At 43.9% G+C, this 22,274-nt stretch carries 21 protein-coding genes; 17 read left to right on the top strand and 4 right to left on the bottom strand.

Annotation, left to right across the window (positions count from 1 at the left end; genetic code table 11):
- Positions 1 to 125 precede the first annotated feature (125 nt).
- From QC759_RS11525 to afpA, 3 genes are all read left to right on the top strand, one after another.
- Positions 126 to 1,592, top strand: coding sequence for a glycosyltransferase family 39 protein (locus QC759_RS11525; protein ID WP_048073018.1), 1,467 nt, complete (start codon positions 126 to 128; stop codon positions 1,590 to 1,592).
- A 95-nt stretch (positions 1,593 to 1,687) separates the two neighbouring features.
- The gene (gene glmM, locus QC759_RS11520; RefSeq protein WP_048073019.1) at positions 1,688 to 3,037 is read left to right on the top strand and encodes a phosphoglucosamine mutase; all 1,350 of its coding nucleotides are present in this window, start codon (positions 1,688 to 1,690) and stop codon (positions 3,035 to 3,037) included.
- A 579-nt stretch (positions 3,038 to 3,616) separates the two neighbouring features.
- Complete coding sequence (gene afpA / locus QC759_RS11515) at positions 3,617 to 4,186, top strand: archaeoflavoprotein AfpA (RefSeq protein ID WP_048073893.1); 570 nt, start codon at positions 3,617 to 3,619, stop codon at positions 4,184 to 4,186.
- A 137-nt stretch (positions 4,187 to 4,323) separates the two neighbouring features.
- Here afpA and QC759_RS11510 read toward each other — a convergent pair whose 3' ends face one another.
- Both QC759_RS11510 and QC759_RS11505 read right to left on the bottom strand, forming a co-directional pair.
- Complete coding sequence (locus QC759_RS11510; RefSeq protein ID WP_048073020.1) at positions 4,324 to 4,647, bottom strand: hypothetical protein; 324 nt, start codon at positions 4,645 to 4,647, stop codon at positions 4,324 to 4,326.
- A 210-nt stretch (positions 4,648 to 4,857) separates the two neighbouring features.
- Entirely contained in the window at positions 4,858 to 5,346 is a 489-nt protein-coding gene (locus QC759_RS11505; protein WP_048073021.1) for an adenosine-specific kinase, read from the bottom strand.
- Between the two features lie 332 nt (positions 5,347 to 5,678).
- On the opposite strand from QC759_RS11505, the gene QC759_RS11500 reads away from it, so the two are divergent.
- The 14 genes from QC759_RS11500 to QC759_RS11435 all read left to right on the top strand — a co-directional run bounded on the left by QC759_RS11500 (position 5,679) and on the right by QC759_RS11435 (position 21,171).
- On the top strand, positions 5,679 to 6,233 hold the full coding sequence (locus QC759_RS11500) for a helix-turn-helix domain-containing protein (protein WP_048073022.1): 555 nt from the start codon (positions 5,679 to 5,681) through the stop codon (positions 6,231 to 6,233).
- Between the two features lie 123 nt (positions 6,234 to 6,356).
- Positions 6,357 to 8,027 (top strand): AMP-binding protein, encoded by a 1,671-nt coding sequence (locus QC759_RS11495; RefSeq protein WP_048073023.1) that lies wholly within the window; start codon positions 6,357 to 6,359, stop codon positions 8,025 to 8,027.
- 152 nt (positions 8,028 to 8,179) lie between these two features.
- Complete coding sequence (locus QC759_RS11490; RefSeq protein WP_048073024.1) at positions 8,180 to 8,449, top strand: 4Fe-4S dicluster domain-containing protein; 270 nt, start codon at positions 8,180 to 8,182, stop codon at positions 8,447 to 8,449.
- A 2-nt stretch (positions 8,450 to 8,451) separates the two neighbouring features.
- Positions 8,452 to 9,513, top strand: coding sequence for a 3-methyl-2-oxobutanoate dehydrogenase subunit VorB (locus QC759_RS11485; RefSeq protein WP_048073025.1), 1,062 nt, complete (start codon positions 8,452 to 8,454; stop codon positions 9,511 to 9,513).
- A complete protein-coding gene (locus tag QC759_RS11480) occupies positions 9,510 to 10,982 on the top strand; it encodes a 2-oxoacid:acceptor oxidoreductase family protein (RefSeq protein WP_048073026.1) in 1,473 nt (490 codons plus the stop codon). Before QC759_RS11485 ends, QC759_RS11480 begins: the two co-directional genes overlap by 4 nt.
- Positions 10,983 to 11,296: 314 nt before the next feature.
- Positions 11,297 to 13,114, top strand: a complete 1,818-nt coding sequence (locus QC759_RS11475) for a 2-oxoacid:acceptor oxidoreductase subunit alpha (RefSeq protein ID WP_048073027.1) — start codon at positions 11,297 to 11,299, stop codon at positions 13,112 to 13,114.
- On the top strand, positions 13,115 to 13,975 hold the full coding sequence (locus tag QC759_RS11470) for a thiamine pyrophosphate-dependent enzyme (protein ID WP_048073028.1): 861 nt from the start codon (positions 13,115 to 13,117) through the stop codon (positions 13,973 to 13,975).
- A gap of 150 nt (positions 13,976 to 14,125) precedes the next feature.
- Positions 14,126 to 14,902, top strand: a complete 777-nt coding sequence (gene xth / locus QC759_RS11465) for an exodeoxyribonuclease III (protein WP_048073029.1) — start codon at positions 14,126 to 14,128, stop codon at positions 14,900 to 14,902.
- Positions 14,903 to 14,952: 50 nt separating this feature from the next.
- Positions 14,953 to 15,249, top strand: a complete 297-nt coding sequence (locus tag QC759_RS11460) for a DUF2769 domain-containing protein (RefSeq protein ID WP_048073030.1) — start codon at positions 14,953 to 14,955, stop codon at positions 15,247 to 15,249.
- Between the two features lie 348 nt (positions 15,250 to 15,597).
- The gene (gatD, locus tag QC759_RS11455; RefSeq protein ID WP_048073031.1) at positions 15,598 to 16,923 is read left to right on the top strand and encodes a Glu-tRNA(Gln) amidotransferase subunit GatD; all 1,326 of its coding nucleotides are present in this window, start codon (positions 15,598 to 15,600) and stop codon (positions 16,921 to 16,923) included.
- Between the two features lie 33 nt (positions 16,924 to 16,956).
- Positions 16,957 to 18,831, top strand: a complete 1,875-nt coding sequence (gene gatE, locus QC759_RS11450) for a Glu-tRNA(Gln) amidotransferase subunit GatE (RefSeq protein WP_048073894.1) — start codon at positions 16,957 to 16,959, stop codon at positions 18,829 to 18,831.
- A gap of 13 nt (positions 18,832 to 18,844) precedes the next feature.
- On the top strand, positions 18,845 to 19,771 hold the full coding sequence (gene trxB / locus QC759_RS11445; RefSeq protein WP_048073032.1) for a thioredoxin-disulfide reductase: 927 nt from the start codon (positions 18,845 to 18,847) through the stop codon (positions 19,769 to 19,771).
- A gap of 51 nt (positions 19,772 to 19,822) precedes the next feature.
- Positions 19,823 to 20,686, top strand: coding sequence for a TIM barrel protein (locus tag QC759_RS11440; protein ID WP_048073033.1), 864 nt, complete (start codon positions 19,823 to 19,825; stop codon positions 20,684 to 20,686).
- A gap of 269 nt (positions 20,687 to 20,955) precedes the next feature.
- Positions 20,956 to 21,171 (top strand): hypothetical protein, encoded by a 216-nt coding sequence (locus QC759_RS11435; protein WP_243686947.1) that lies wholly within the window; start codon positions 20,956 to 20,958, stop codon positions 21,169 to 21,171.
- 95 nt (positions 21,172 to 21,266) lie between these two features.
- On the opposite strand, the gene msvR is transcribed toward QC759_RS11435, so the two are convergent.
- Entirely contained in the window at positions 21,267 to 22,040 is a 774-nt protein-coding gene (msvR, locus tag QC759_RS11430) for a transcriptional factor MsvR (protein ID WP_048073035.1), read from the bottom strand.
- Positions 22,041 to 22,062: 22 nt separating this feature from the next.
- Positions 22,063 to 22,260, bottom strand: a complete 198-nt coding sequence (locus QC759_RS11425) for a hypothetical protein (protein ID WP_048073036.1) — start codon at positions 22,258 to 22,260, stop codon at positions 22,063 to 22,065.
- Between the last annotated feature and the right edge of the window lie 14 nt (positions 22,261 to 22,274).

Genomic DNA, 22,274 nt, shown 5'->3' with positions numbered 1-22,274 from the left:
TATTTTGGACTGTGCGATACGTATAACCTTATTAGTAAAAATTGTTTAAATTAATGAACTGGGTACCTATTTAAATCATCAAGGTAAATAATAACTATTTAATCTTAACTTCAATAGGTGTGTTTATGGAATACTCCAATTTAACCCGTAATAAATCATTTTTGCTATTGATCCCGGCAATATTAGCATTATTTCTAGCTTTTATCCCTACCTTAAATTATCAATGGCCCTTAAGCTGGGATATTTATTACCATGTCCATCTGGCCAAGCTTTACATGGCCCAGGGGTTCACCTTATGGGATCCCTTAACCTACGCCCCCTTTGGACGACCAATTTTCTATCCCCCACTTTTCCATTATCTCCTCGCTTCCCTAGCTATACTGTTTAAAGTGGATCCTTTTCAAGTATCCCGATGGATACAGCCCATTTTTGCATTTTCCCTGGTTTTATCATTCACTTACGTGGTGGAAAAATTATACAACCTGCGGGTGGCGTTAACTGCCGGGTTCTTTCTGTTTTTCACTTCAGTCTTTCACCGGGCCATGTTACCCCTACCAGAAACCATGGCCTTAATTCTATTTCCCCTGGCGATTTACCTTTACTATCGTGCACTGGAAGGTGATGGTTTAAAATTCGCGGTTTCAGGTGGTATTCTCAGCGGGATGATGATGTTAACCCATGATCTGACTGGCCTGGTAATGCTGGGTGTGGTCCTGCTTTTCACACTGGCCCTTAAGTTAAGAAGGGATAATATGGAATACCGGTCATTATGGGTGTTTTTGGGATTCACTCTCCTGGTAGCGGCTTTGTGGTGGTTGCCCCTACTGATGGCATATGGTTTCACTTTCCACAACCCACAACCAAGGCTACCTGGCGTTTTAGATTATATTTTTATTCTGGTTAAGACCCTGGGATTACCTGCACTGATATTTGCCATTTTGTGGATAGTTATTGGGTTTAAAGAATTAGAAAAGGACAGTAATGGAAAATGGTATAAAAAACTATCCCCTAAGAATATTTTAATTGGGGTGTGGGTACTTTTCCTGTTAATAGTAAGCAATGCTTATCTACTGGGATTCTCCATCCTCATTGATAGGATACTAAATTTTGCTGTCTTTCCCGTGGTCATTATGGCTTCTCTGGGAATGGAGTACATCTATTCGGTCAAATCCAAAAAATCAGTTTACCATAATGCGTATAAAGTACTGATAGTTCTTTTAATTGCATCTTCAGTTTGTTCCGGATTGTTCTGTGCTTTATCGGTTAAACCCATGGTTCATGATTCTCAAAGGGATGTGGCCCAATGGTTTGCAGCCCATGGTGATGGGAAGGGAGTGGTGATGTCCCTCACTGAAGGCCTGGATCCGGTGATTGTTTCCATATCACGACAACCAGTTTCTACCGGAGGTTACCAGCCGGGCATGGTTAAGAGCCTTGATCGGAACCTTTACTACAGTGGAGCTTACTCCCCTGAAGATCTTAAGAGAGATAACATTGAATACTTTGTGGAACAGTCCCCCATACCTCATCCCAGTTATTTCACTATGGTTTACCAGAACAAAGATTATAAAGTCTGGCGGGTAGATATCTAACTAAAATTGCCATACTCTAGATAGATTCTGATTTATGTCTGTACATTGGTACATGAGTTAATTCATGAATGAAGATTCACAGGAAGTGTTATTAAATGAAAAAGTTATTTGGAACATTTGGGGTTAGAAGAATTGCCAATCAAGTGTTAACACCAGAATTCGCATCCAAACTGGCCGCAGCATACGGTACACTGGTCAAGGGATGGGTAGCAGTAGGTGGAGACCCCCGAACATCCACTCCTCTCATAAAACATGCAGTTATTTCCGGACTCCTTTCATCAGGATGTCAGGTAGTTGATCTGGGGATACTACCCACACCAGCAGTGCAGTACGCCGTACGAAACTACTACGATGGTGGAGTGATAATCACCGCCTCCCACAACCCACCACAGTACAATGGAATCAAATTCGTGGATGAGGACGGGATAGGCATAGCTCTGGACATGGAACTTAAAATAGAGGACATGTACTTCAATGAAAACCCGGACCGGGTGGAATGGGATGAAATAGGTGAGGTAACCACCAATCCTGGCCTGGTTGACGAGTACATCGATGAAGTAATACAGAGGGTGGACTACGATGCCATTAAAAAGGCCAATTTAAAGGTGATAGTGGACTGTGGTAGTGGAGCAGCCTGTTTCACCACGCCCTACATCCTGCGCAAACTGGGATGTGAAGTCACCACCCTCAACTGCCAGCCCGATGGTTCCTTCCCGGGTAGAAATCCAGAACCAACTGAGGACAACCTGCAGGAACTCATCAAGACGGTGAAAGCAACTGGTGCCGACCTGGGAATCGCCCATGATGGTGATGCCGACCGTACCATCTGTATCGATGAGAAAGGAAACTTTGTAATGGGGGATAAAACCTTTGCCCTGGTGGAAAAACAGTTACTTCAGGAAAACCAGGGAGGACTCATAGTAACCACTGTGGCCACTTCCACGGCTATCTATGACATAGCCGAAGAATACGGGGGAACAGTAAAGGCCACCCGTGTGGGTGACCTTCTGGTAGCCCGAGAACTTAAAGAAAGCGACGGATTATTTGGTGGTGAAGAAAACGGTGGACTTATATTCCCGGACTTCGTTTTAGGAAGAGATGCTGCATTATCCACCGCCAAAATTGTGGAAATCATGGCCACCTCTCAGAAACCACTTTCTCAGTTAGTTTCAGAGTTACCTGCTTACCAATCGGTTAAAATGAAAGTAGAATGTCCTGATGACCGTAAACAGGAAATAATGGATAAAATAGCGGAAGACACCCAGGAATATAAGGTGGACACCACGGATGGGGTAAAGATATTCCGGGAAGAAGGATGGCTCATCATCCGGCCCTCGGGAACTGAACCTATCTTCCGATGCTTTGCCGAAGCTAAAAATATTGATGATGCCACTAAAATGGCAGAATGGGGCATATCCCTGGTTAATAAGCATTTAGGAAATTAATAGGAATAACCACTGGTTTTTAATATTATTCTTTCCTAAATCTTTTCAAATCTTAAATCTTTTTTAAATTCATTCCCTTCTTTTTTGTCCAGGATCATCGAAGTAAAAGCCGTAAAATTCAGCGCAATAGGCGCACAGGGGGAATTTCCCGTAACGGTAACGACTACCATCATCCTTATTCATATCAAACTTTTTACCACAGGTATAGCAGGTTTCGATCTTCTCTGTTTGTTCTTTATTTTGGGAATCAGAATTTTCCGGGGATTTTCCGGGGGTAAGAGTGTTCTCTTTGATGATTTTTTTATCAGTTATTTTAACACCACCAAAATTTATTTTATCATATTAAATGGCCTTGAATCACTGATTAAAGGGGTTAATATTTATTATTATCGTTTTATCTCTCTATAATCAACTTTTTCCAGTGTTTGATGATTTTAATTTAGTTTATTCTTGATGATTTTAATATTTATGCCTTGGGGATTGTAATTGAAGGGGTTGTAATTGAATTGATTTTTACCATAGATGTTTTCCACGGGTAAACAGAAAAATAAATTATGAATTTATAACAAAAATATGTTCATGAACAAAAAAAGAAAAATTGCCTGGGGGATTACCGGGAGCGGTGAAAAACTGGTGGAAACTGTGGAGATCATGCAGCAGATGCGTGATGAATACCACCGACAATTTGACATTAGGGTCTTCATTTCCAAGGCAGGAGACCAGGTTTTAAAGTACTACAACCTTTCCAACACTCTGGAAACTAAATTCGACAAAACATGGACGGAAATTAATTCTAATGCTCCATTCCTGGCCGGACAAATTCAGCTGGGAAGATACGCCTTCCTCTTGGTGGCCCCGGCCACATCCAACACTGTAGCCAAGATTTCGCTGCGTATTGCTGACACCCTGCTCACCAACGCCGCCATAATGGGTCAGAAAACAAACACCCCCCTTTACATCATGCCCACTGACTTCCGGGAGGGTATTGTCACCACTAAACTCCCCAATGGTAAGGATCTGGAGCTAACCATAACCAAAGAAGATGCAGAACACGTGGAAAACCTGTCAAAAATGAACAGCACCAATGTATTTGAAAATCCGGAAGAAATTCCGGCCATATTCCAGAAAAATGCGGAAATGCTTAAATAAGCCTTAACGTGGATTGTTGTTCCTTAGGATTGTTCTTCCTTAATACTTTAAACTCTTAAATTCGGTTAGGGTTGGTGTTGTCGGAGAATTTGAAAAAAAGGGATTAAATAAAAAAATATTTGAGGAAGATGGGGTATCTAAAGTATTTCCCGGCGCAATTGCAGAGTTACATCGAAGGTTTTTATGGGAAAGCCTTCATCGGTTTCATCGCTGAGGGGTGAAATTCCCCGAAAATAATATTCTACTGGTCCGGTGCTATCAATATCCACCGGTACGGATTCGGCATCATCCAGTGCATCGAAAAAATCATGTATTTCCATTAAATCATCTTCAGGACCTCTAAACTTAACAATTAAGGCCCCTTCTCTCCGGTTCTGGAGTCCTATGTACTTATCATCCACTTCTATTAATTTATCTTTCTTTTTACTACCACTAACCCGATAAAAAGCGATTTTTGCCATGTTTTTTAAACCCCCTAACTGGTTTATGCTATATTATAGTTGTTTTTAGCAGGATATAAAATTTAAAGATTATACTGGGAATACCACTGTTACCAGAATAGGTTGTTTCTCTCATATTTATCTTGTAAAAATTAAAATCAAGCTGGGGGATGTTTATTATGGTAGATACTCCGATGATTAACAAAAGGAGGGGGAATAGGGGGTGGGTTTTTATAATTTGTAACCAATATCCCGAAGGAACTTCCTCCTCCCGGCCACATCATCTTCAGTTTCTATACTTGTGGGCTTGAAACCATCTACCACTCCAACAATTCCCCTTCCCTGTTCAGTCTCTACCACCAGTACTTCTACGGGATTGGCAGTGGCACAGAAAAGATTAACCACTTCGGGTACGCTCTTGATTCTCTGGGTGAGATTTAGGGGGAAGGCCTTGGCCAGGAATATCAGAAAACTATGGCCGCAACCCAGTTCCAACATTTTTTCCCCTGCCCGATTTTCTAGCCCTTCATTGTTCCCAGCTGTCCTCACCAGGCAATCCCCGGATGCTTCCCCAAAGGCAAGACCAAACTCTGCCTGGGGTACGGTGTTCACCACGGCTTCGTAAAGATCATCCACAGTTTTAATGAAATGACTCTGCCCTAAAATTAGATTACAATCTTCTGGTGCTTCCAATTTAACAATTTTCAGGTTAAGTTCCATATTCATCCCCCTTAATCCTATTTTCTCTTTGTATTATAGGTAATGTAGAGATTAATTCCCTTACCTGTTAATAATTAGGGTTCATGCCATGTTAATTTAACTGGTTCCTGTGGATCGGAAGAACCCCTGGGCACCCAGTAATTTATATATACTAGCACAATTAAAATTGTCATTAACAATCATTATAAAATGAGTGTAAATGTTTATACTGGTTAGGACAGATATATCTTTAATAGAATGAATTAGAATAAATCCCCTATTAGTTTTAATACCATTGGCAACCAGCCAAAGGCTTCATTTAAAAGCTTACCCAACCTAGTGAGGTTTTAATTATGAATGAGAAGATGAAAGAAATTGGCCTGAGAATTAAAGAACTTAGGGAGCTCTCAGACATCAGTGCTCAGGGAATGGCGGATCACCTGAAAATTCCCCTGGAAACCTACCAGGAATATGAAGATGGGAAAAAAGATATCCCGGCTAGCATTCTCTTCGAAATCTCCCAGAAAATGGAAGTAGACATGGGCCTGTTATTGACTGGTGAAGAAACCAGGATGCACATTTTCAGCGTTACCAGAAAAGGGAAAGGAGTAGAAGTAGGTCGTAGAAAACAGTACCAGTACGAAAATCTGGCAGAAAAGTTCATACACAAAAAAGCAGAACCCTTCATCGTTACTGTGGAACCCAAAGGTGAAGGATACAAACCATCAACCAACAGCCACCCTGGACAGGAATTTAACTACATGCTAGAGGGTGTCCTAAAAATTTACATACACGATAACGAGATAATTCTACACGAAGGAGATTCCATATTCTTCGATTCCTCTTATGAACACGCCATGGAAGCCCTGGAAAACAAAACAGCCAAATTCCTGGCCATTGTAATGTAAATATTGTTAAATTGTATGAGAAAATGGTTTCTAACTGCAAAACACATTCAGTTCTTGAAATTAACACTCCTAACTCAAAAAAATCTAAAAATTAATAATACAAGATTATAACTGGTGATAAAAATGTCATCTTTACTTGAAAAATTCGTTTCACAGGTTGATTTTGAATCTTATCCAGATTTTAAGGATAATTTCCGGATAAAGACCCCGGAAAACTTCAACTTCGCCTACGATGTGGTGGATGAATACGCCCGCCTCTACCCGGAAAAAGTGGCCCTAGTATGGTGCAACGATGATACTGAAAAAATATTCACATTTAGCGATATGAAAGAGTATTCTGACCGGGCAGCCAACTTCTTCGCCCAACAAGGTGTGAAGAAGGGAGACCGGGTAATGCTCACTCTTAAAAGCCGTTACCATTTCTGGTTCTGTATTCTGGCATTACATAAATTAGGGGCCATAACCATCCCCGCCACCCACATGCTGAAAGCAAGGGATATTGTGTACCGTATAAAAAATGCCGGTATCAAAATGGTGGTGTGCATAGGCGAGGACGGAGTACCGGAATGTTTTGACGAAGCCCACCAGAAACTGGGAGACACTCCTCTTCTAAAGGCACTGGTAGGTGATGAAGATAGAGACGGCTGGTTTAACTTCTCCCAAGAACTTGAAAAAGCCTCCCCTGAATTCCAGAGACCAACCGGTGATGAAGCTGCCGGTGACCAGGACATATCGTTGATCTATTTCTCATCCGGAACAACCGGTCTGCCTAAAATGGTAATGCACCACCACACTTATCCCCTGGGCCATATAATAACTGCTAAATACTGGCAGAACGTTGTGGAAGACGGACTGCACTACACTGTGGCTGATACTGGCTGGGCCAAGGCTATGTGGGGCCAGATATACGGGCAGTGGATTTCAGGCACAGCAGTATTCGTCTATGACTACGAAAGATTTAACGCGGCAAAAATGTTGGACAAGGCATCCCACCACGGGGTAACCACATTTTGCGCCCCACCAACCATCTATCGCTTCCTCATAAAGGAAGACCTTTCACAGTACAATTTCTCCACCCTAGAATATGCAGTTACTGCCGGAGAACCCTTGAATCCTGAAGTTTACAATAAATTCTACGAGTTCACCGGATTAAAACTGATGGAAGGTTTCGGCCAGACTGAACTGGTGGTTTGCATCGCCAATTTCCCCTGGATGGCACCCCGCCCCGGATCAATGGGAAAACCATCCCCGGGATACAACATCCAGATCATGAACCCCGAAGGAAAAGAGTGCGATGTAGGGGAAGAGGGAGAAATCACAGTAAAAACCGCTGATGGAAAACCACCAGGCCTCTTTGGAGGATATTTCAAGGACCCGGAAAAAACCGATGCAGCCTGGTATGACGGATACTACCATACTGGAGACACTGCCTGGAAAGACGAAGATGGCTACCTCTGGTTCGTGGGGCGAAACGATGACATGATTAAAAGCTCAGGGTACCGTATAGGTCCATTTGAAGTTGAAAGTGCAGTTATATCTCACCCCTCAGTCCTGGAATGTGCTATAACTGGAGTACCTCACCCTGTCAGGGGGCAGGTGGTAAAGGCCACCATAGTGTTGACTGGTGATTATGAACCATCCCCTGAACTGGAAAAAGAAATCCAGAACCATGTTAAAAAGGTAACCGCACCCTACAAGTATCCACGGGTTATTGAATTTGTGGATGAACTACCCAAGACCATCAGTGGAAAAATCCGAAGGGTGGAAATCAGGGAAAAGGATGAAAATCAGTAATTAATAAAGTATACGGGTTACATTTAAAAATGGAGCGATAATACCATTTTTTAAAATTAACCCGATTTGTAGTTTTTTTATTCCATATAATACTTAGATTATCGTTTAAAAAGATAAAAATACTATTCAAGATTAATGGGATGATATGAATCATGAAGAGCCATAAAAAAGAACCATATCCAGTATTCAATGAACTGGAATGTAAAGCATGTGAACGTTGCATCCTCGCCTGCCGCGCCGGTGTCCTCAAGATGAGTGAAGACATTAACGAGCGTGGTTACCATTATGCCGAGTACACTGGAAAGGGATGCACTGGCTGTGGGGACTGTTATTACACCTGTCCTGAACCACTGGCCGTGGAAGTTCACATACCTCGGAGAAAGAGAATCAAAAAACAGATCAAAGGGGATGAGGAGGAATAGAAATGACCATTCAGCTAATCAAAGGCAACACAGCTGTTATTATCGGGGCCATGTACGCTGGTTGTGATGGTTTCTTTGGATACCCCATCACTCCTGCCTCGGAAATATTGCACGAAGCCTCCCTGTATTTCCCTAAAGTGGGACGGAAATTCGTCCAGGCAGAATCAGAAGAAGCTTCCATAAACATGGTTTATGGGGCAGCCGCAGCGGGCCACCGAGTTATAACTGCCTCTTCAGGGCCAGGAATCAGCCTCATGCAGGAAGGAATGTCTTTCCTGGCAGGAGCAGAACTCCCTTGTGTCATAGTGGACATCATGCGTGCCGGACCTGGCCTGGGAAACATCGGACCGGAACAGGGTGACTACAACCAGATAGTTAAGGGCGGAGGCCATGGTAACTACCATAACATTGTCCTGGCTCCCAATTCAGTTCAGGAAATGTGCGATTTCACCATCAAGGCCTTTGAACTGGCAGAAAAGTACCGAAACCCCGTGGTGGTGCTGGCCGACGGAGTACTGGGACAGATGGTGGAACGACTCCAGTTCCCGGAGGAAGCCATCGAACCAACCTATGATGAGTCCTGGGCTGTCCGTGGAAACCAGGAAACAATGGGAAACCTGGTAACCAGTATATTCCTGGATTTTAACCAGCTGGAAGACTTCAACTACCGTATACAGGAAAAGTACCAGACCATCCGTGAAAACGAGGTGGACTACGAGGAGTACCTGTTGGATGATGCTCAGATAATCCTGGTGGCCTACGGAATAAGCAGCCGTGTGGCTCGTTCAGCAGTGGACATGGTCCGGGCCGAAGGCATAAAAGCCGGATTATTCCGCCTAAAAACATTGTTCCCCTTCCCAGAAAAACCATTAAGAGAACTATCCACCAGTAAGGATTGCCAGTTCTTAGCAGTGGAGATGAGTAACGGACAGATGAAGGAAGACATCAACCTGGCCATTGGCTGCCAGCGTCCAGTGGAACTGGTCAACCGTATGGGTGGGAACATCATCGATCAAAAGAGCATAGTAGACAAGATCCATGAAATGGCAGGTGATAAGCTATGAACGCTGATAAGAAACTGGTTCAAGAGGAGGTTACAGAGATGGAGGAAAAGATCCTCAAAAAACCAGAATCCATGCTGGATGAATTCCCTCGTAAAGGAGGAAGCGCACCTACTGCCACCCACTACTGTCCGGGCTGTGGTCATGGAATACTGCACAAACTCATAGGAGAAGCCCTGGACGAACTGGGCATACAGGACAGGGCAGTAATGACCAGTCCAGTGGGATGTGCAGTTTTCGCCTACTACTACTTTGACTGCGGACATGTACAGGTAGCCCACGGCCGAGCACCAGCAGTGGGAACTGGACTATCCCGGGTGGAAGAGAATGCCGTGGTAATGCTCTACCAGGGAGATGGAGACCTGGCCTCCATAGGATTAAACGAAACCATCCAGGCTGCCAATCGTGGGGAAAAAATGGCGGTTTTCTTTGTAAACAACACGGTCTACGGAATGACCGGTGGACAGATGGCCCCCACCACCCTGGTGGGAGAAGTCACCGTAACTTGTCCCACAGGACGTGACCCCCGTTACATGGGTTATCCCATGCACATGGCGGAATTACTGGACAACCTAGATGCTCCAGTGTTCATTGAACGTGTTTCAGTTTCCGACCCTCGAAACATACGCCGAGCCAAAAGAGCGGTGAAAAAAGCTCTGGAAGTCCAGAGAGATGGTAAAGGATACGCCTTTGTGGAGGTGCTCTCCCCCTGCCCCACCAATCTCCGGATGGATGCCCAGGCCACTGAAAATTTCATCAATGATGAAATGGCCAAAGAATTCCCCCTTAAAAATTTCCGAGACCGAAGAAACGAAGTAGAACCCCTGTGCCGGGCCCAGAGTGACTTTTCACAAGGTGCACTGGAAGAAATATTCGAAGTTCAAAAGGATACTTCCTGGGAAGCTCGCAACGATCCATCTTTCCCCCGAAAGGTGGTTCGAATAGCCGGATTCGGAGGTCAGGGCGTTTTAAGCATGGGACTAACTCTGGCCCAGGCAGCCTGTAATGACCAGAGACACGTCTCCTGGTACCCTTCCTACGGACCAGAACAGAGGGGTGGAACCTCGGACTGCACGGTGATCGTATCTGGAGAACCAATTGGTTCCCCGGTGATGCAAACTTCCGATGGTCTGGTGGCCCTTAACCAGCCTTCACTGGAAAAATTTGCATCCAAAGTAAGGGAAGGTGGACTCATCATCTACGAAAGCAGTATCGGTGAATTCGAATCTCCTGAAGGACTCCGAACCCTGGCCATACCCGCCCGGAAAATAGCCAAGGACCACGGTGTTAAAAGAGCGGCTAACACTGCCATGCTGGGAGTTATAATGGAACTGGGATTAACCGGACTTCCCCCACATGTTTTCACCGAAGCAGTGGAGCACACTTTCCGCCGGAAACCCCAACTGATACCCGCCAACCTGGAAATACTGGAAGCCGGTGCCCAATGGGCACGGGATAACCTTAAAAAATAACCATAAAACTAGGGGAACAATGTCATTCCCCTTCTATCTATTTTTTCAAAGTATCTGGCTATTTTAATTTATTTTAATTCGTTTTACAGGATTTTAAGAGATTATATTTTATTAATTAATCCCTTTGACTCATTTATTTATTATTTTCCCGAACTTAAGAAATTCGTGATTACTCAAATTTTAAGTAAATTGCTGAACATAATATTAGAATAAATAAAACCAGTAGTGTAATTAAATAAATAAAACCTTAGAGTAGTGTAATTTAAGTAAATTAAATAGGAGTAATACAGGGATAATTTTCAAGGGGGTAAATAATGCCTGTTTTTTTAAAAGAAGAAGATATTTCCATTGTTCTCTGTGGTGAAGCCGGCCAGGGAATCCAGACAGTAGAGGCAGTACTGGCCCAGGCAGTTAAACAGACGGGATATCATATCTTTTCCACCAAAGAATACATGTCCCGGGTCAGGGGAGGTGAAAACTCCACCCAAATAAGAATCTCATCAGACCGGGTTGCCTCTTATGTGGACCGCATCGATATCTTACTGGCACTGAGCTACGGAGCTATAGATCATCTTAAAGACAGAATTTCTCCAAAAACGGTAATTATAGGGGACCCAGAGCATATTAAGTCTGCACGAGAATCTGAAAATAATTTACCCACTTTAAATACTAATTTTATTGAGATTCCACTTATGGAAACTGCTGAAGATATTGGCGGGCTCATATACGCTAATGTCATTGCTGCCGGAGCACTATCCTGCCTGTTAGATATTCCCAAGGAGATTTTTGATGGATTGATCAGTGATATGTTTGCCCGTAAAGGTCCGGAAATACTTCAGAACGATTTAAAAGCAGGAGAAGCAGGATACACCCTCGGTAAAGGTTTGATGGAATCTGAAGAAAACCAGGTTAAGCTCTCGTTGGAGGCTCATTCCACGGTACGTGATGAACTCCTCTTGAGTGGTACTGATGCTGCAGGAATGGGTTGTTTGGCTGGGGGATGTAAATTTATGTCATCCTATCCCATGACTCCCTCCACCCCGCTCCAGGCCTTCCTGGCCGGTAATGCACACGACTTTGAACTGGTATACGAACAGGCCGAGGATGAAATAGCCGCCATCAACATGGCACTGGGTGCATCCTATGCCGGAGCACGGAGTATGGTGGCCACCTCGGGAAGTGGATTTGCCCTGATGGAAGAGGGAGTAGGACTGGCTGGAATGACCGAAACACCGGTGGTCATCTATCTCGGTCAAAGACCCGGCCCCGCAGTGGGATTACCCACTAGGACCAGCCAGGAAGACCTAAATTTAGCCCTTTACTCCGGGACAGGTGAATTTCCCCGGATCATATTTGCCCCGGGGAAACTGGAAGATGCCTTCACTTTATCTCAGCGGGCCTTCAACCTGGCAGATAAATATCAAATACCCGTATTTATACTGTCTGATCAGTATTTTGCCGATTGTTACTATAACATACCCTCACTGCCACTGGAAGAAGTGGAAAACGAAGATTACCTCATTAAAACCACTCCTGACTATAGAAGATACCTGATCACCCATGATGGGGTCACACCCCGAGGAATACCAGGATATGGGGAGGGCCTGGTGATATTAGATTCCGATGAACATGATGAAGAGGGTCACATCACGGAAAACCTTGAAATAAGGACACAGATGGTAGATAAAAGGCTTAAAAAGATGGAACATATCAAAAAAGATGCCTTGGCCCCTGAACTGGTGGGATCAGAAGACTATGAGAACTTGGTACTGGGATGGGGTTCTACCTACTGGCCCATAAGGGAGGCACTGGAAAATATCAGCAAAAAAGGTTTAAACCCTGATTCTGGGGAGACCAGTTTCCTTCATTTAAAACAGGTTTATCCTCTGCACAGTAGTGTTACCGACTATCTGGAGAAGGCAGAAGATGTGATTATCATGGAGAACAATGCCCAGGGCCAGATGGCCAACCTCATCCAACTGGAAACTGGCTTGGAAATACAGGAAAAATACTTAAAATACAATGGAATGCCCTTCTCTGTGGAGGAAGTGGAAAAAAGACTCCGGCAGTTCATGGGAATCGAAGATAGTGGCTCGGGTGGTCATGGTAAGACTTCAGGGGAGGTGTTATAGATGAAACCAAGGGATTTCGACCTGCCGGATGCGGATGTGGCCTGGTGTCCGGGTTGTGGTAATCTATCCATACTACGCAGCCTCAAAGCCACCCTGGCTGAACTGGAAATACAACCAGAAAACCTGGTTTTCGTATCGGGTATTGGACAGGCGGGTAAACTTCCTCATTATATTAAAGGAAATGTATTCAATGGACTTCATGGCCGGTCACTATCTCCGGCAACTGCTATAAAGGCAGCTAATCCGGATTTAACAGTTATTGATGTCAGTGGTGATGGTTGCATGTACGGGGAGGGGGGAAACCACTTCATGCATACCATACGCCGTAATCCGGACATCACCAACCTGGTGCACAACAACATGGTCTACGGCCTCACCAAGGGACAGGCATCACCCACCAGCCAGAGGGACTTCAACACACCATTACAGGTAGATGGGGTATTCCTGGAACCATTCAATCCCCTGGCAGTGGCCATAGCTCTTGATGCCTCCTTTGTGGCCAGAGCGTTTAGTGGGGACCGTAAACAATCCATTGAAATCTTTAAAGCCGCCATAAAACATAAAGGCTATGCCTTGGTGGACATATTCCAACCATGTGTTTCGTTTAACAAGGTTAACACCCGGGACTGGTTCCGGGAACACACCTATTACTTAGAAGATGACCATGACTCCCACGACAGAAATTTGGCCTTCCAGAGGGCCACGGAAACCGGAGAGTACCCCCTGGGAATATTCTACCAGAACTCTGATAAGAGTACCTTTGAAGAAAACCTTACGGTTTACCAGGATGAAAAAACACCCCTCTACCAGAGGAAACTGGACAAAGATAAACTACGGGCCCTGGTGGAAAGTAAAAGATGATTTAAATCATAGAATGGTAGTTTAGAATTCTAATTAGAGTGAGATATCAGAGGAAGATGGTAATCGCGGGAATATTTATAAAAAAAATAATTATAAAAATTGAACTCTAAAATTAAATTCAACTTAGTCTTAAGGTTAGAGGTGGAAATTTTGCGGAAAATCAGAATACTTTCATGGAATGTTAATGGAATCCGGGCTGTGCATCGTAAAGGATTTAAAGACTGGTTTATGGAGAGTAAACCCGATATACTGTGTATCCAGGAAACTAAAGCCACTTACAAACAGTTTCCAGCCAATATCCGGAATGTGGAAGGATATGATCTCTATACCTCAGAAGCAGAACGCAAGGGATACAGTGGTGTGGCCACTTACACCGCCCTAAAACCGGAAAAAGTACAAAAAGGCCTGGGTATCCCCAACTTCGATAATGAAGGCCGCACACTCATAACTGACTACGGGGATTTCGTTCTTTTTAACATCTACTTCCCCAACGGAAAGATGTCCCCGGAAAGGCTCCAGTATAAAATGGACTTTTACGACTCCTTCCTTGACTACGCCGATGCTCTTAAGGAAGAAGGACGTAACATCGTAGTCTGCGGGGATGTGAACACCGCCCACAAAGAAATAGATTTAGCCCGCCCTAAAGAAAACGAAAAAATATCAGGATTCCTACCCATTGAACGGGAATGGATTGACCGATTCCTCAGCCATGGTTACGTGGACACCTTCCGGGAATTCAACCAGGATGCTGATAACTACACCTGGTGGAGTTACCGAACCCGTGCCCGGGACCGAAACGTTGGATGGAGATTGGATTACTTCTTTGTAAACCAGGAATTCATGGATAACATTGAATCTTCCTTCATACTCTCCGATGTAATGGGCTCGGACCACTGCCCAGTGGGAATAGATATAAAATTGGATTGATGAGAAATTAACCAGAGTATCTCAATTAATAATATCTGGAGGATTATTAAATGGACAAATTCGAGGAAAAAATGGGAGAATTGGCTTCTGAAGGTCTGTCTGATGAGGAAATAGGGAAAAAACTTTTAGATGAAATGGGTGATCTCTGTATCTGTCCGGACTGCCCCATGTACAACCAGTGTGCCGAGAAAAATTACGAAGGACTGTACTGCATTCTGGGACTATCCAAGTGTAAACTGGAAGAAGATGATTGTATCTGCCAGGAATGTGAAGTAACCGAGGAACTGGAACTTAAAAATGATCTATTCTGTATAACTGGTCCGGAAAAGGAATTAAGAGGACTTTAATGGTCTTAAAATTTCGAGATATGTCCAATTTAAATCCAGAAACACTTTATAATTCCTTTTTTCTAGTCATGCCCTTTATATTAAATTAATTTTAAAAATAAACCTAAAATTATCCTTCAATTACCCTTTATTTTTTTTATATCATTGCATGTTACTTAGTGATTAGGCATAGATAGAGTGAATTAGTGTTAGTGGTGGATAATTTATGAAGGAAGGGAGATAGATTGAATTAACCCTAAATCATATACAAGTGTATGACTTAATTTAATTTGTCAAATTACATTTATTTGTCAAATTTTTCTAAATTTATACTGAGAATTAGATTATACTGAGATTATGAGGGATGCTATGAGCTATCGTGGAAGAGCTAAACAGTTTTTAGAGTCACAAAACATTTCTATTGGAGATATTATCTGCGTAAAAAAGGATGATGTAGAATACCGGGGCATGCTTCTGGACCGGGCTGAAGATGCTGACGAACTACACGTTGTACTTAAAATGGACAGCGGATACAATGTGGGTATCGCCATTGACCAGGCAGAAGTTGAACTCCTGGAAAGGGGAGAAAAACCGGAAATAAATTTACCTCCCCTGGAAATCGAGAAAGACCCGGAAAAAATGGATGTATCCATTATATCCACCGGAGGAACAGTGGCCTCCATCATTGACTACAAAACCGGGGCAGTGCACCCGGCATTCACCGCGGATGACCTCTTGAGGGCCACTCCGGAGCTGTTGGATGAGGCCAACATCAGTGGAAAGGCCATAATGAACATCCTCAGTGAAAACATGAAACCAGAGTTCTGGGTCCAGGCCGCACGCTCGGTGGCGGATGAAATAAACCAGGGAGCTGATGGAGTGGTAGTCGCCCATGGAACAGACACCATGCACTACACTGCTGCTGCCTTGAGTTTCATCCTGGAATCACCGGTGCCCATTGTAATCACCGGTGCCCAGAGAAGTTCGGATCGACCATCATCTGATGCATTCTTAAACTTGATGAGCTCGGTGGCTGTGGCCAAATCAGACATAGCCGAGGTCACCGTCTGCATGCACGCCACAGAAAACGATAATGAGGTCCACATCCACCGGGGAACCCGGGTGCGTAAAATGCACACCAGCCGTAGGGACACCTTCAACAGTATTAACAGCCCCCCACTGGCCAAAGTAAAGGATGGGAAGGTGAAAATCATTGATAAACAATTCTCCTACCACCAGAGAGGAGAATGCCAGCTGGAAATCAACGACACACTGGAAGAGAAGGTGGGCTTTATAAAAAGCTATCCGGGAATAGCCGCCGAACTACTGGACTACTATATCGATAAAGGCTACAAAGGTATCTTAATGGAAGGAACTGGTCTGGGGCACTGTCCAGATCACCTGATACCCTCATTACAGAGGGCCGCTGATGAAAATATTCCGGTGGTCATGACTTCCCAGTGCCTCTATGGCCGCACCAACCTTAATGTTTACAGTACCGGTCGTAAACTCCTATCTTCTGGTGTTATACCGGTGGGGGACATGCTGCCCGAAACTGCCTATGTTAAACTGGTATGGGCATTAGGACAGACCAGCCAATACCAAGAGGTTAAACAGATCATGGAAACTAACCTGAAGGGAGAAATGGATGAAAAATCCTCCTCAAAATACTTTTTAAGGGACTATGGGGAATAGGATGGAGTCATGGTGATTTAAATGGATAAAAATATTGATTACGAAGAACTGGGCCTTATGATGGGTTTGGAAATACACCAGCAACTTAACACAGCTCAAAAACTGTTCTGCCCCTGTGAATGCGAACTTACCGATAAAAAACCAGAATACAGGGTTTTAAGATATTTAAGGCCCACCCAGAGTGAACTGGGTAAAATCGATCGGGCGGCCTTTGAAGAGTCACGCCGTGAACTCACCTTCCTCTATGATGCTTATCCTTACCATACCTGTCTGGTGGAGACTGATGATGAACCACCGCATCCTCTGAACCAGGAAGCACTGGAGATAGGACTTATAATTGCCACCCTACTCAACATGCAGGTGGTGGATGAATTCCACACCATGCGAAAACAGGTGATTGACGGCAGTAACACGGGAGGATTTCAGAGAACAGGGTTACTGGCAATTCAGGGATATATGGATACTCCTTACGGTCGGGTGGTAATTGAAAATCTCTGTCTGGAAGAAGATGCTGCCCGGAGAATGGGACAGCGGAAGGGGAAGGTGGAATTCCGTCTGGACCGGTTGGGAATACCTCTTTTAGAGATAACCACCGATCCGTCCATGAACCATCCCCAACAGGTAAGGGAGGTGGCCTATCAGATCGGCCAGGTACTGCGCAGTACCCGGGTGAAAAGGGGTCTGGGAACCATACGCCAGGATCTCAACATATCCATCAGGGAAGGTGCCCGGGTTGAAGTGAAAGGAGTTCAGGACCTGGATTCCATGGAACAACTGGTGGAAAATGAAGTCCTAAGACAGCTCCGCCTCCTGAAAATCAGGGATGAACTGGTGAAAAGGGAAGCCACAGTTGAAGAAGAAATACATGACCTAAATAAGCTATTAAAGGATACTGAATCGAAAATCATTTCTAAGGCCATTAAAAAGGGTGGAAAAGTTTTAGCCATTAAATTGAATGGTTATAAAGGTTTGATTGGTAAAGAATTGCAGCCTGGTAGAAGATTCGGAACAGAACTGGCTGGTTATGCCAAAAAAATGGGTGTGGCCGGTATATTCCACACGGATGAACTTCCGGCCTATGGAATAACCTCTCAGGAAGTGGAAAACATAAACACCTTTTTACAGATTGGTCCCGACGATGCCTTTATACTGGTGGCTGATGAAGCAGAGAAGGCTCAAAATGCCCTGGAAGAGGTTCAACGAAGGGCCAGAATGGCTGTTGATGGTGTTCCCGAGGAGACTCGGAAGGCCCTGGATGATGCCAATACCGAGTATTTAAGGCCACTGCCTACGGCCAGCCGGATGTACGTGGAAACAGATATCCCCACTCAGGTGGTAGCTTCCGAGCTCCGGGAACATGTTAAGAACAATTTACCTGAACTTCCCAAAGAAAAGGAGGCTCGTATAATAACTGAATACAACTTGAGTGAAGATTTAGCACATCAGCTAGTGCGCCAGGATCGGGTGGAACAGTTCGAGGAAATAGTGGCTGAATGTGGGGTTGAACCCACAACTGTAGCTTCATTACTGGCTTACACTCTTAAAGAACTCAGAAGAGAAGGTTTGGATGTGGATAACCTCCCGGGCAGCCATTTGAAGGGAACATTCCAGTTACTGAACCATGGCAAAATATCCAAGGATGCGGTTTCCGATGTACTGGTTGGAGTTTTAAAGGAAGACTGGACTCCCGAAGAATCTGCCAGTAATTTAAACCTTTTGATGCTTTCTGAGGAAAATGTCAGGGACATAATCGTGGAACTGGTATCTTCCCATGAAAACCTGATTGAGGAACGGAAAATGGGTGCTATGGGCTCCTTGATGGGGATGGCCATGAAACAGCTCAAGGGAAAAGCCGATGGTAAATTAGTGAACAAATTATTGAAGGAAGAGATACAGAAATATCTGTAGAGGGTGTTTTCAAATGGAAGAATACGATCTGGTTATCATTGGCGGAGGACCGGCGGGCTTAACTGCAGGAATATATGCTGGAAGGCAGGGAATGAATGCAGTAATTCTGGAAAGAATGACTGGAGCAGGTTCCGGTTACATGGTACCCTTGATGGAGAATTATCCTGGTTTTGAGGTGACATCGGGGAAAGAACTCCTGGAGAAGATGAGAAAACAGGTGGAAAAACACATCCCCATAAGGAACATGGAAGAAGTTAAGGAAATTAGGGAAAATAGTCCTGGTGATATTTCCCTCATCACCTCTCAGGGAGAATATCGGGCCAAGTCAGTAATAATATCCACCGGAAGTCATCACAGACGGCTGAATGTGCCGGGTGAGTATGAATTCCTGGGTCGAGGAGTCTCTTATTGTGCCACCTGTGACGGACCCCTGTTCAAGGAAAAAAGTGTAGTGGTGGTGGGTGGAGGAAATGCTGCAGTTCAGGAAGCAATTTATTTAAATGACCTGGATTGCGATGTAACCATCATACACCGAAGAGACGAGCTGCGGGCTGAAAAATACCTTCAGAACAAATTAAAAGAACACGAAATCCCGGTGATATGGGATTCGGTGGTGGAAGGGATAAATGGTGAAGGGGTAGTCAACAGTGTATCCATCCTAAACCGTAAAACCCAAGAAAAGAAGGATTTACCAACTGATGGGGTATTCATTGCTGTGGGAGAAGAGCCCCTCAATAAAGTAGCCCAGAGTGCGGGTGTGGAACTTGACAAAGAAGGTTACATTGTAACTGACAAGCACCAGCGAACTAACCTTCCCGGAATATACGCTGCAGGGGATATAACCGGAGGAATCAAACAATGGGTGGTGGCCTGTTCTGAAGGAGCTGTGGCAGCATTAATTGCCTTTGTCGAGGTCATGGAAGAGTCTGAAATAAAATAAAACCCCATAATTATTTAAAAATTTAACCATTTTATTATTCTAAAGGATACCATGAAAAACAGGATAAATTTCGGCCCGGCAGGCAATCCCCTGGGATTTAACGGTCAAACCGTAGATGTCTGTGATTACATCCGTGGCCTGGGCTTAGATGCCTATGAATATCAGGCCACCTACGGGGTGAAGATTCAGAAACCATCCGGTCTTAAACTGGGTGAAAATGCCCGAAATAACCGTGTGAAGATTTCCATGCACGGCCCCTATTACATCAACCTATCGGCGCAAAAGGATGATGTCTTGGAAAGATCCATTGAACGGTTGATTCAGTCAGCCCGGGCAGCAGAGTGGATGGATGCTTATCGTATTGTTTTCCATCCGGGATTTTACACAAAATACACGCCCCAGGAGGCATTGCAGCGATGCAAGGGGGCCATTAATGATCTTTTGGAGAAACTGGATTCCCTGGGAATAAAAAAATTCACCTTTGCACCGGAAACCACTGGAAAAAGGTCTCAACTGGGTAGTCTGGATGAAATCATTGAAATTTGCCGGTCCTTCCCCCACTTTGCTCCCACCATAGACTTTGCCCATGTACATGCCAGGGGAAGGGGTTGTGTGAAGGGAGCTGATGAATACCACCGGATACTGAGTAAATTAGAGGATGAACTGGGGGCAATGGTAAAAAACCCGGAAACACTCCACTGTCACTTCACCAGGATTGAATACACTGATGCTGGTGAAAGAAAACACCATGTTCTCCAGGAAATGGAATACGGCCCTCCATTAGAGCCATTACTGGAAGTACTGGTGGATGGAGGATGGAACGCCACCATCATATGTGAAACTCCCTTTTTGGAAAAAGACGCACTTTTGATGAAGGCCGTCCATGAAAAAATCCTGGAAAAGAAGGGTGTTTAAAAAACTAATGAAATTTAACTACTTATTTAATTTTTAAATTCCAATAATCTCATTAATATTCATATTTATTCCCTAAAATGGTTTGTATTTAGCTAACTTGAATAAAGTGAATTTTTAAAACGTTTTAATGTCCTTGGACAGTTTGAAAGTAAGACTAATGGAAAATTAACCTGGAAATATTTAAACTATAGTTTGGCAGTCTTGTATCTAAAATTGATAAAATATATATGGGTTAATAGATAATAGTACCAGAATTATCTCCTGGTGGTATGATGGAAGAAGAGATCCTGGTTAAAAACTTCAGTGACAGTAGTTACATCAAGGAAGAGGAGTTACTGAAGATTATCCATGATTTCATTGAAGAAAGTGTACTGCTGGGAATTATCAATGAATTTGTCAAGGAAGATGTGGGGTATTTAAGGCTTAAAAACCGTCAAATAAGATGGCTGGCGGCTAAAACAAGATTCAGGGGTTCTTTAGAATAAGTTGTTAGTTTTTTATATTGAGATCTGCCTTTTAATCAAATTATGGTTTTCACCATCATATCTTCCCCACTATAATTAATTTTTTATCCCCCTGGTTATTGGATTTCGAAACGGCAATATTTATCTCCCAGGGCGTAACATTTTGTTTCCTTAACCTTGGTTGATTCATTTTTATACAGACTGAATAATGATTCAAGAATACCACTATCAAATGCACAGGCTGGTCTACCAAGGTATGGTAGGCCACTGCATTCAAAACAATCCTGTACCTTGATGGTGAGGGGATCCAGGCCTTTAACTTCCACTGTACCCAGGCTATGGGTCTGCCAGAACCGGCCAATATTTCCCAGGAAATTATCCAGTTCTGGGTCTTTAACTTTCTCATACAAGGCAGTTCCTACCTTTAAACCGGCTTCGTGGAGTATGGGGTCTATGTCCACTCCCTGGGTGAGCATGGAAATTCGGATAGTGTGAAATATCAGTCGGAAGAACTCAAAGGGATCATTTTCACTGGAAATGTACCTCTGGATGTAGGCGGAAATATCTTCCTGGAGCTGCTGGTGTTGTATTTTGCCAATGTATTCTGATTGCAGGAAGAAAATCTTCTTTCTAGCATCGTAGGGATCTACCCGTGAGTTAATTATTCCTTCCCGGGACAGAGATTTGAGGTGGCTGGACACGGTTGATTTAGCCCGGCCAGAGAATTTAACCAGTTCATCAAAGCTGAGATCACCTTCACGTAACATGGATAGAATTTTCACCCTCACCGGGCTTTTAATGGCCTTCACCCCCTGGGTGGTGGCAAAAAGTTCGATGGATAGGTTTTCATTTTCCGGGTTAGCACGATGAGTTACATTATTTTTAACCATTGTTCATCTGAATTGTTTTATTTTACTGTCCCCTTTCACAGCGGATACACATATCAGTGTCACGGTCGGTCTTGAAGGTCCGGCCACACTTTTTACAAGTAACATCGTGTAGAGATGATTTTTTATCAACAATGTCCAGTGAACAGGAACATTTCCAGCCCATTTTACCCTTCAGTGCCTGTTCGAACGCTTTGTCTTCATCAATTTCTTTTTTAGGCATCTTGAGTCCTCCTT

Origin of the sequence: Methanobacterium formicicum (genome assembly GCF_029848115.1) — an archaeon.
Lineage (GTDB): Archaea > Methanobacteriota > Methanobacteria > Methanobacteriales > Methanobacteriaceae > Methanobacterium > Methanobacterium formicicum.
Note: the sequence above shows the minus strand (reverse complement) of the source record. Positions and strands in the feature narration are given on the sequence as shown.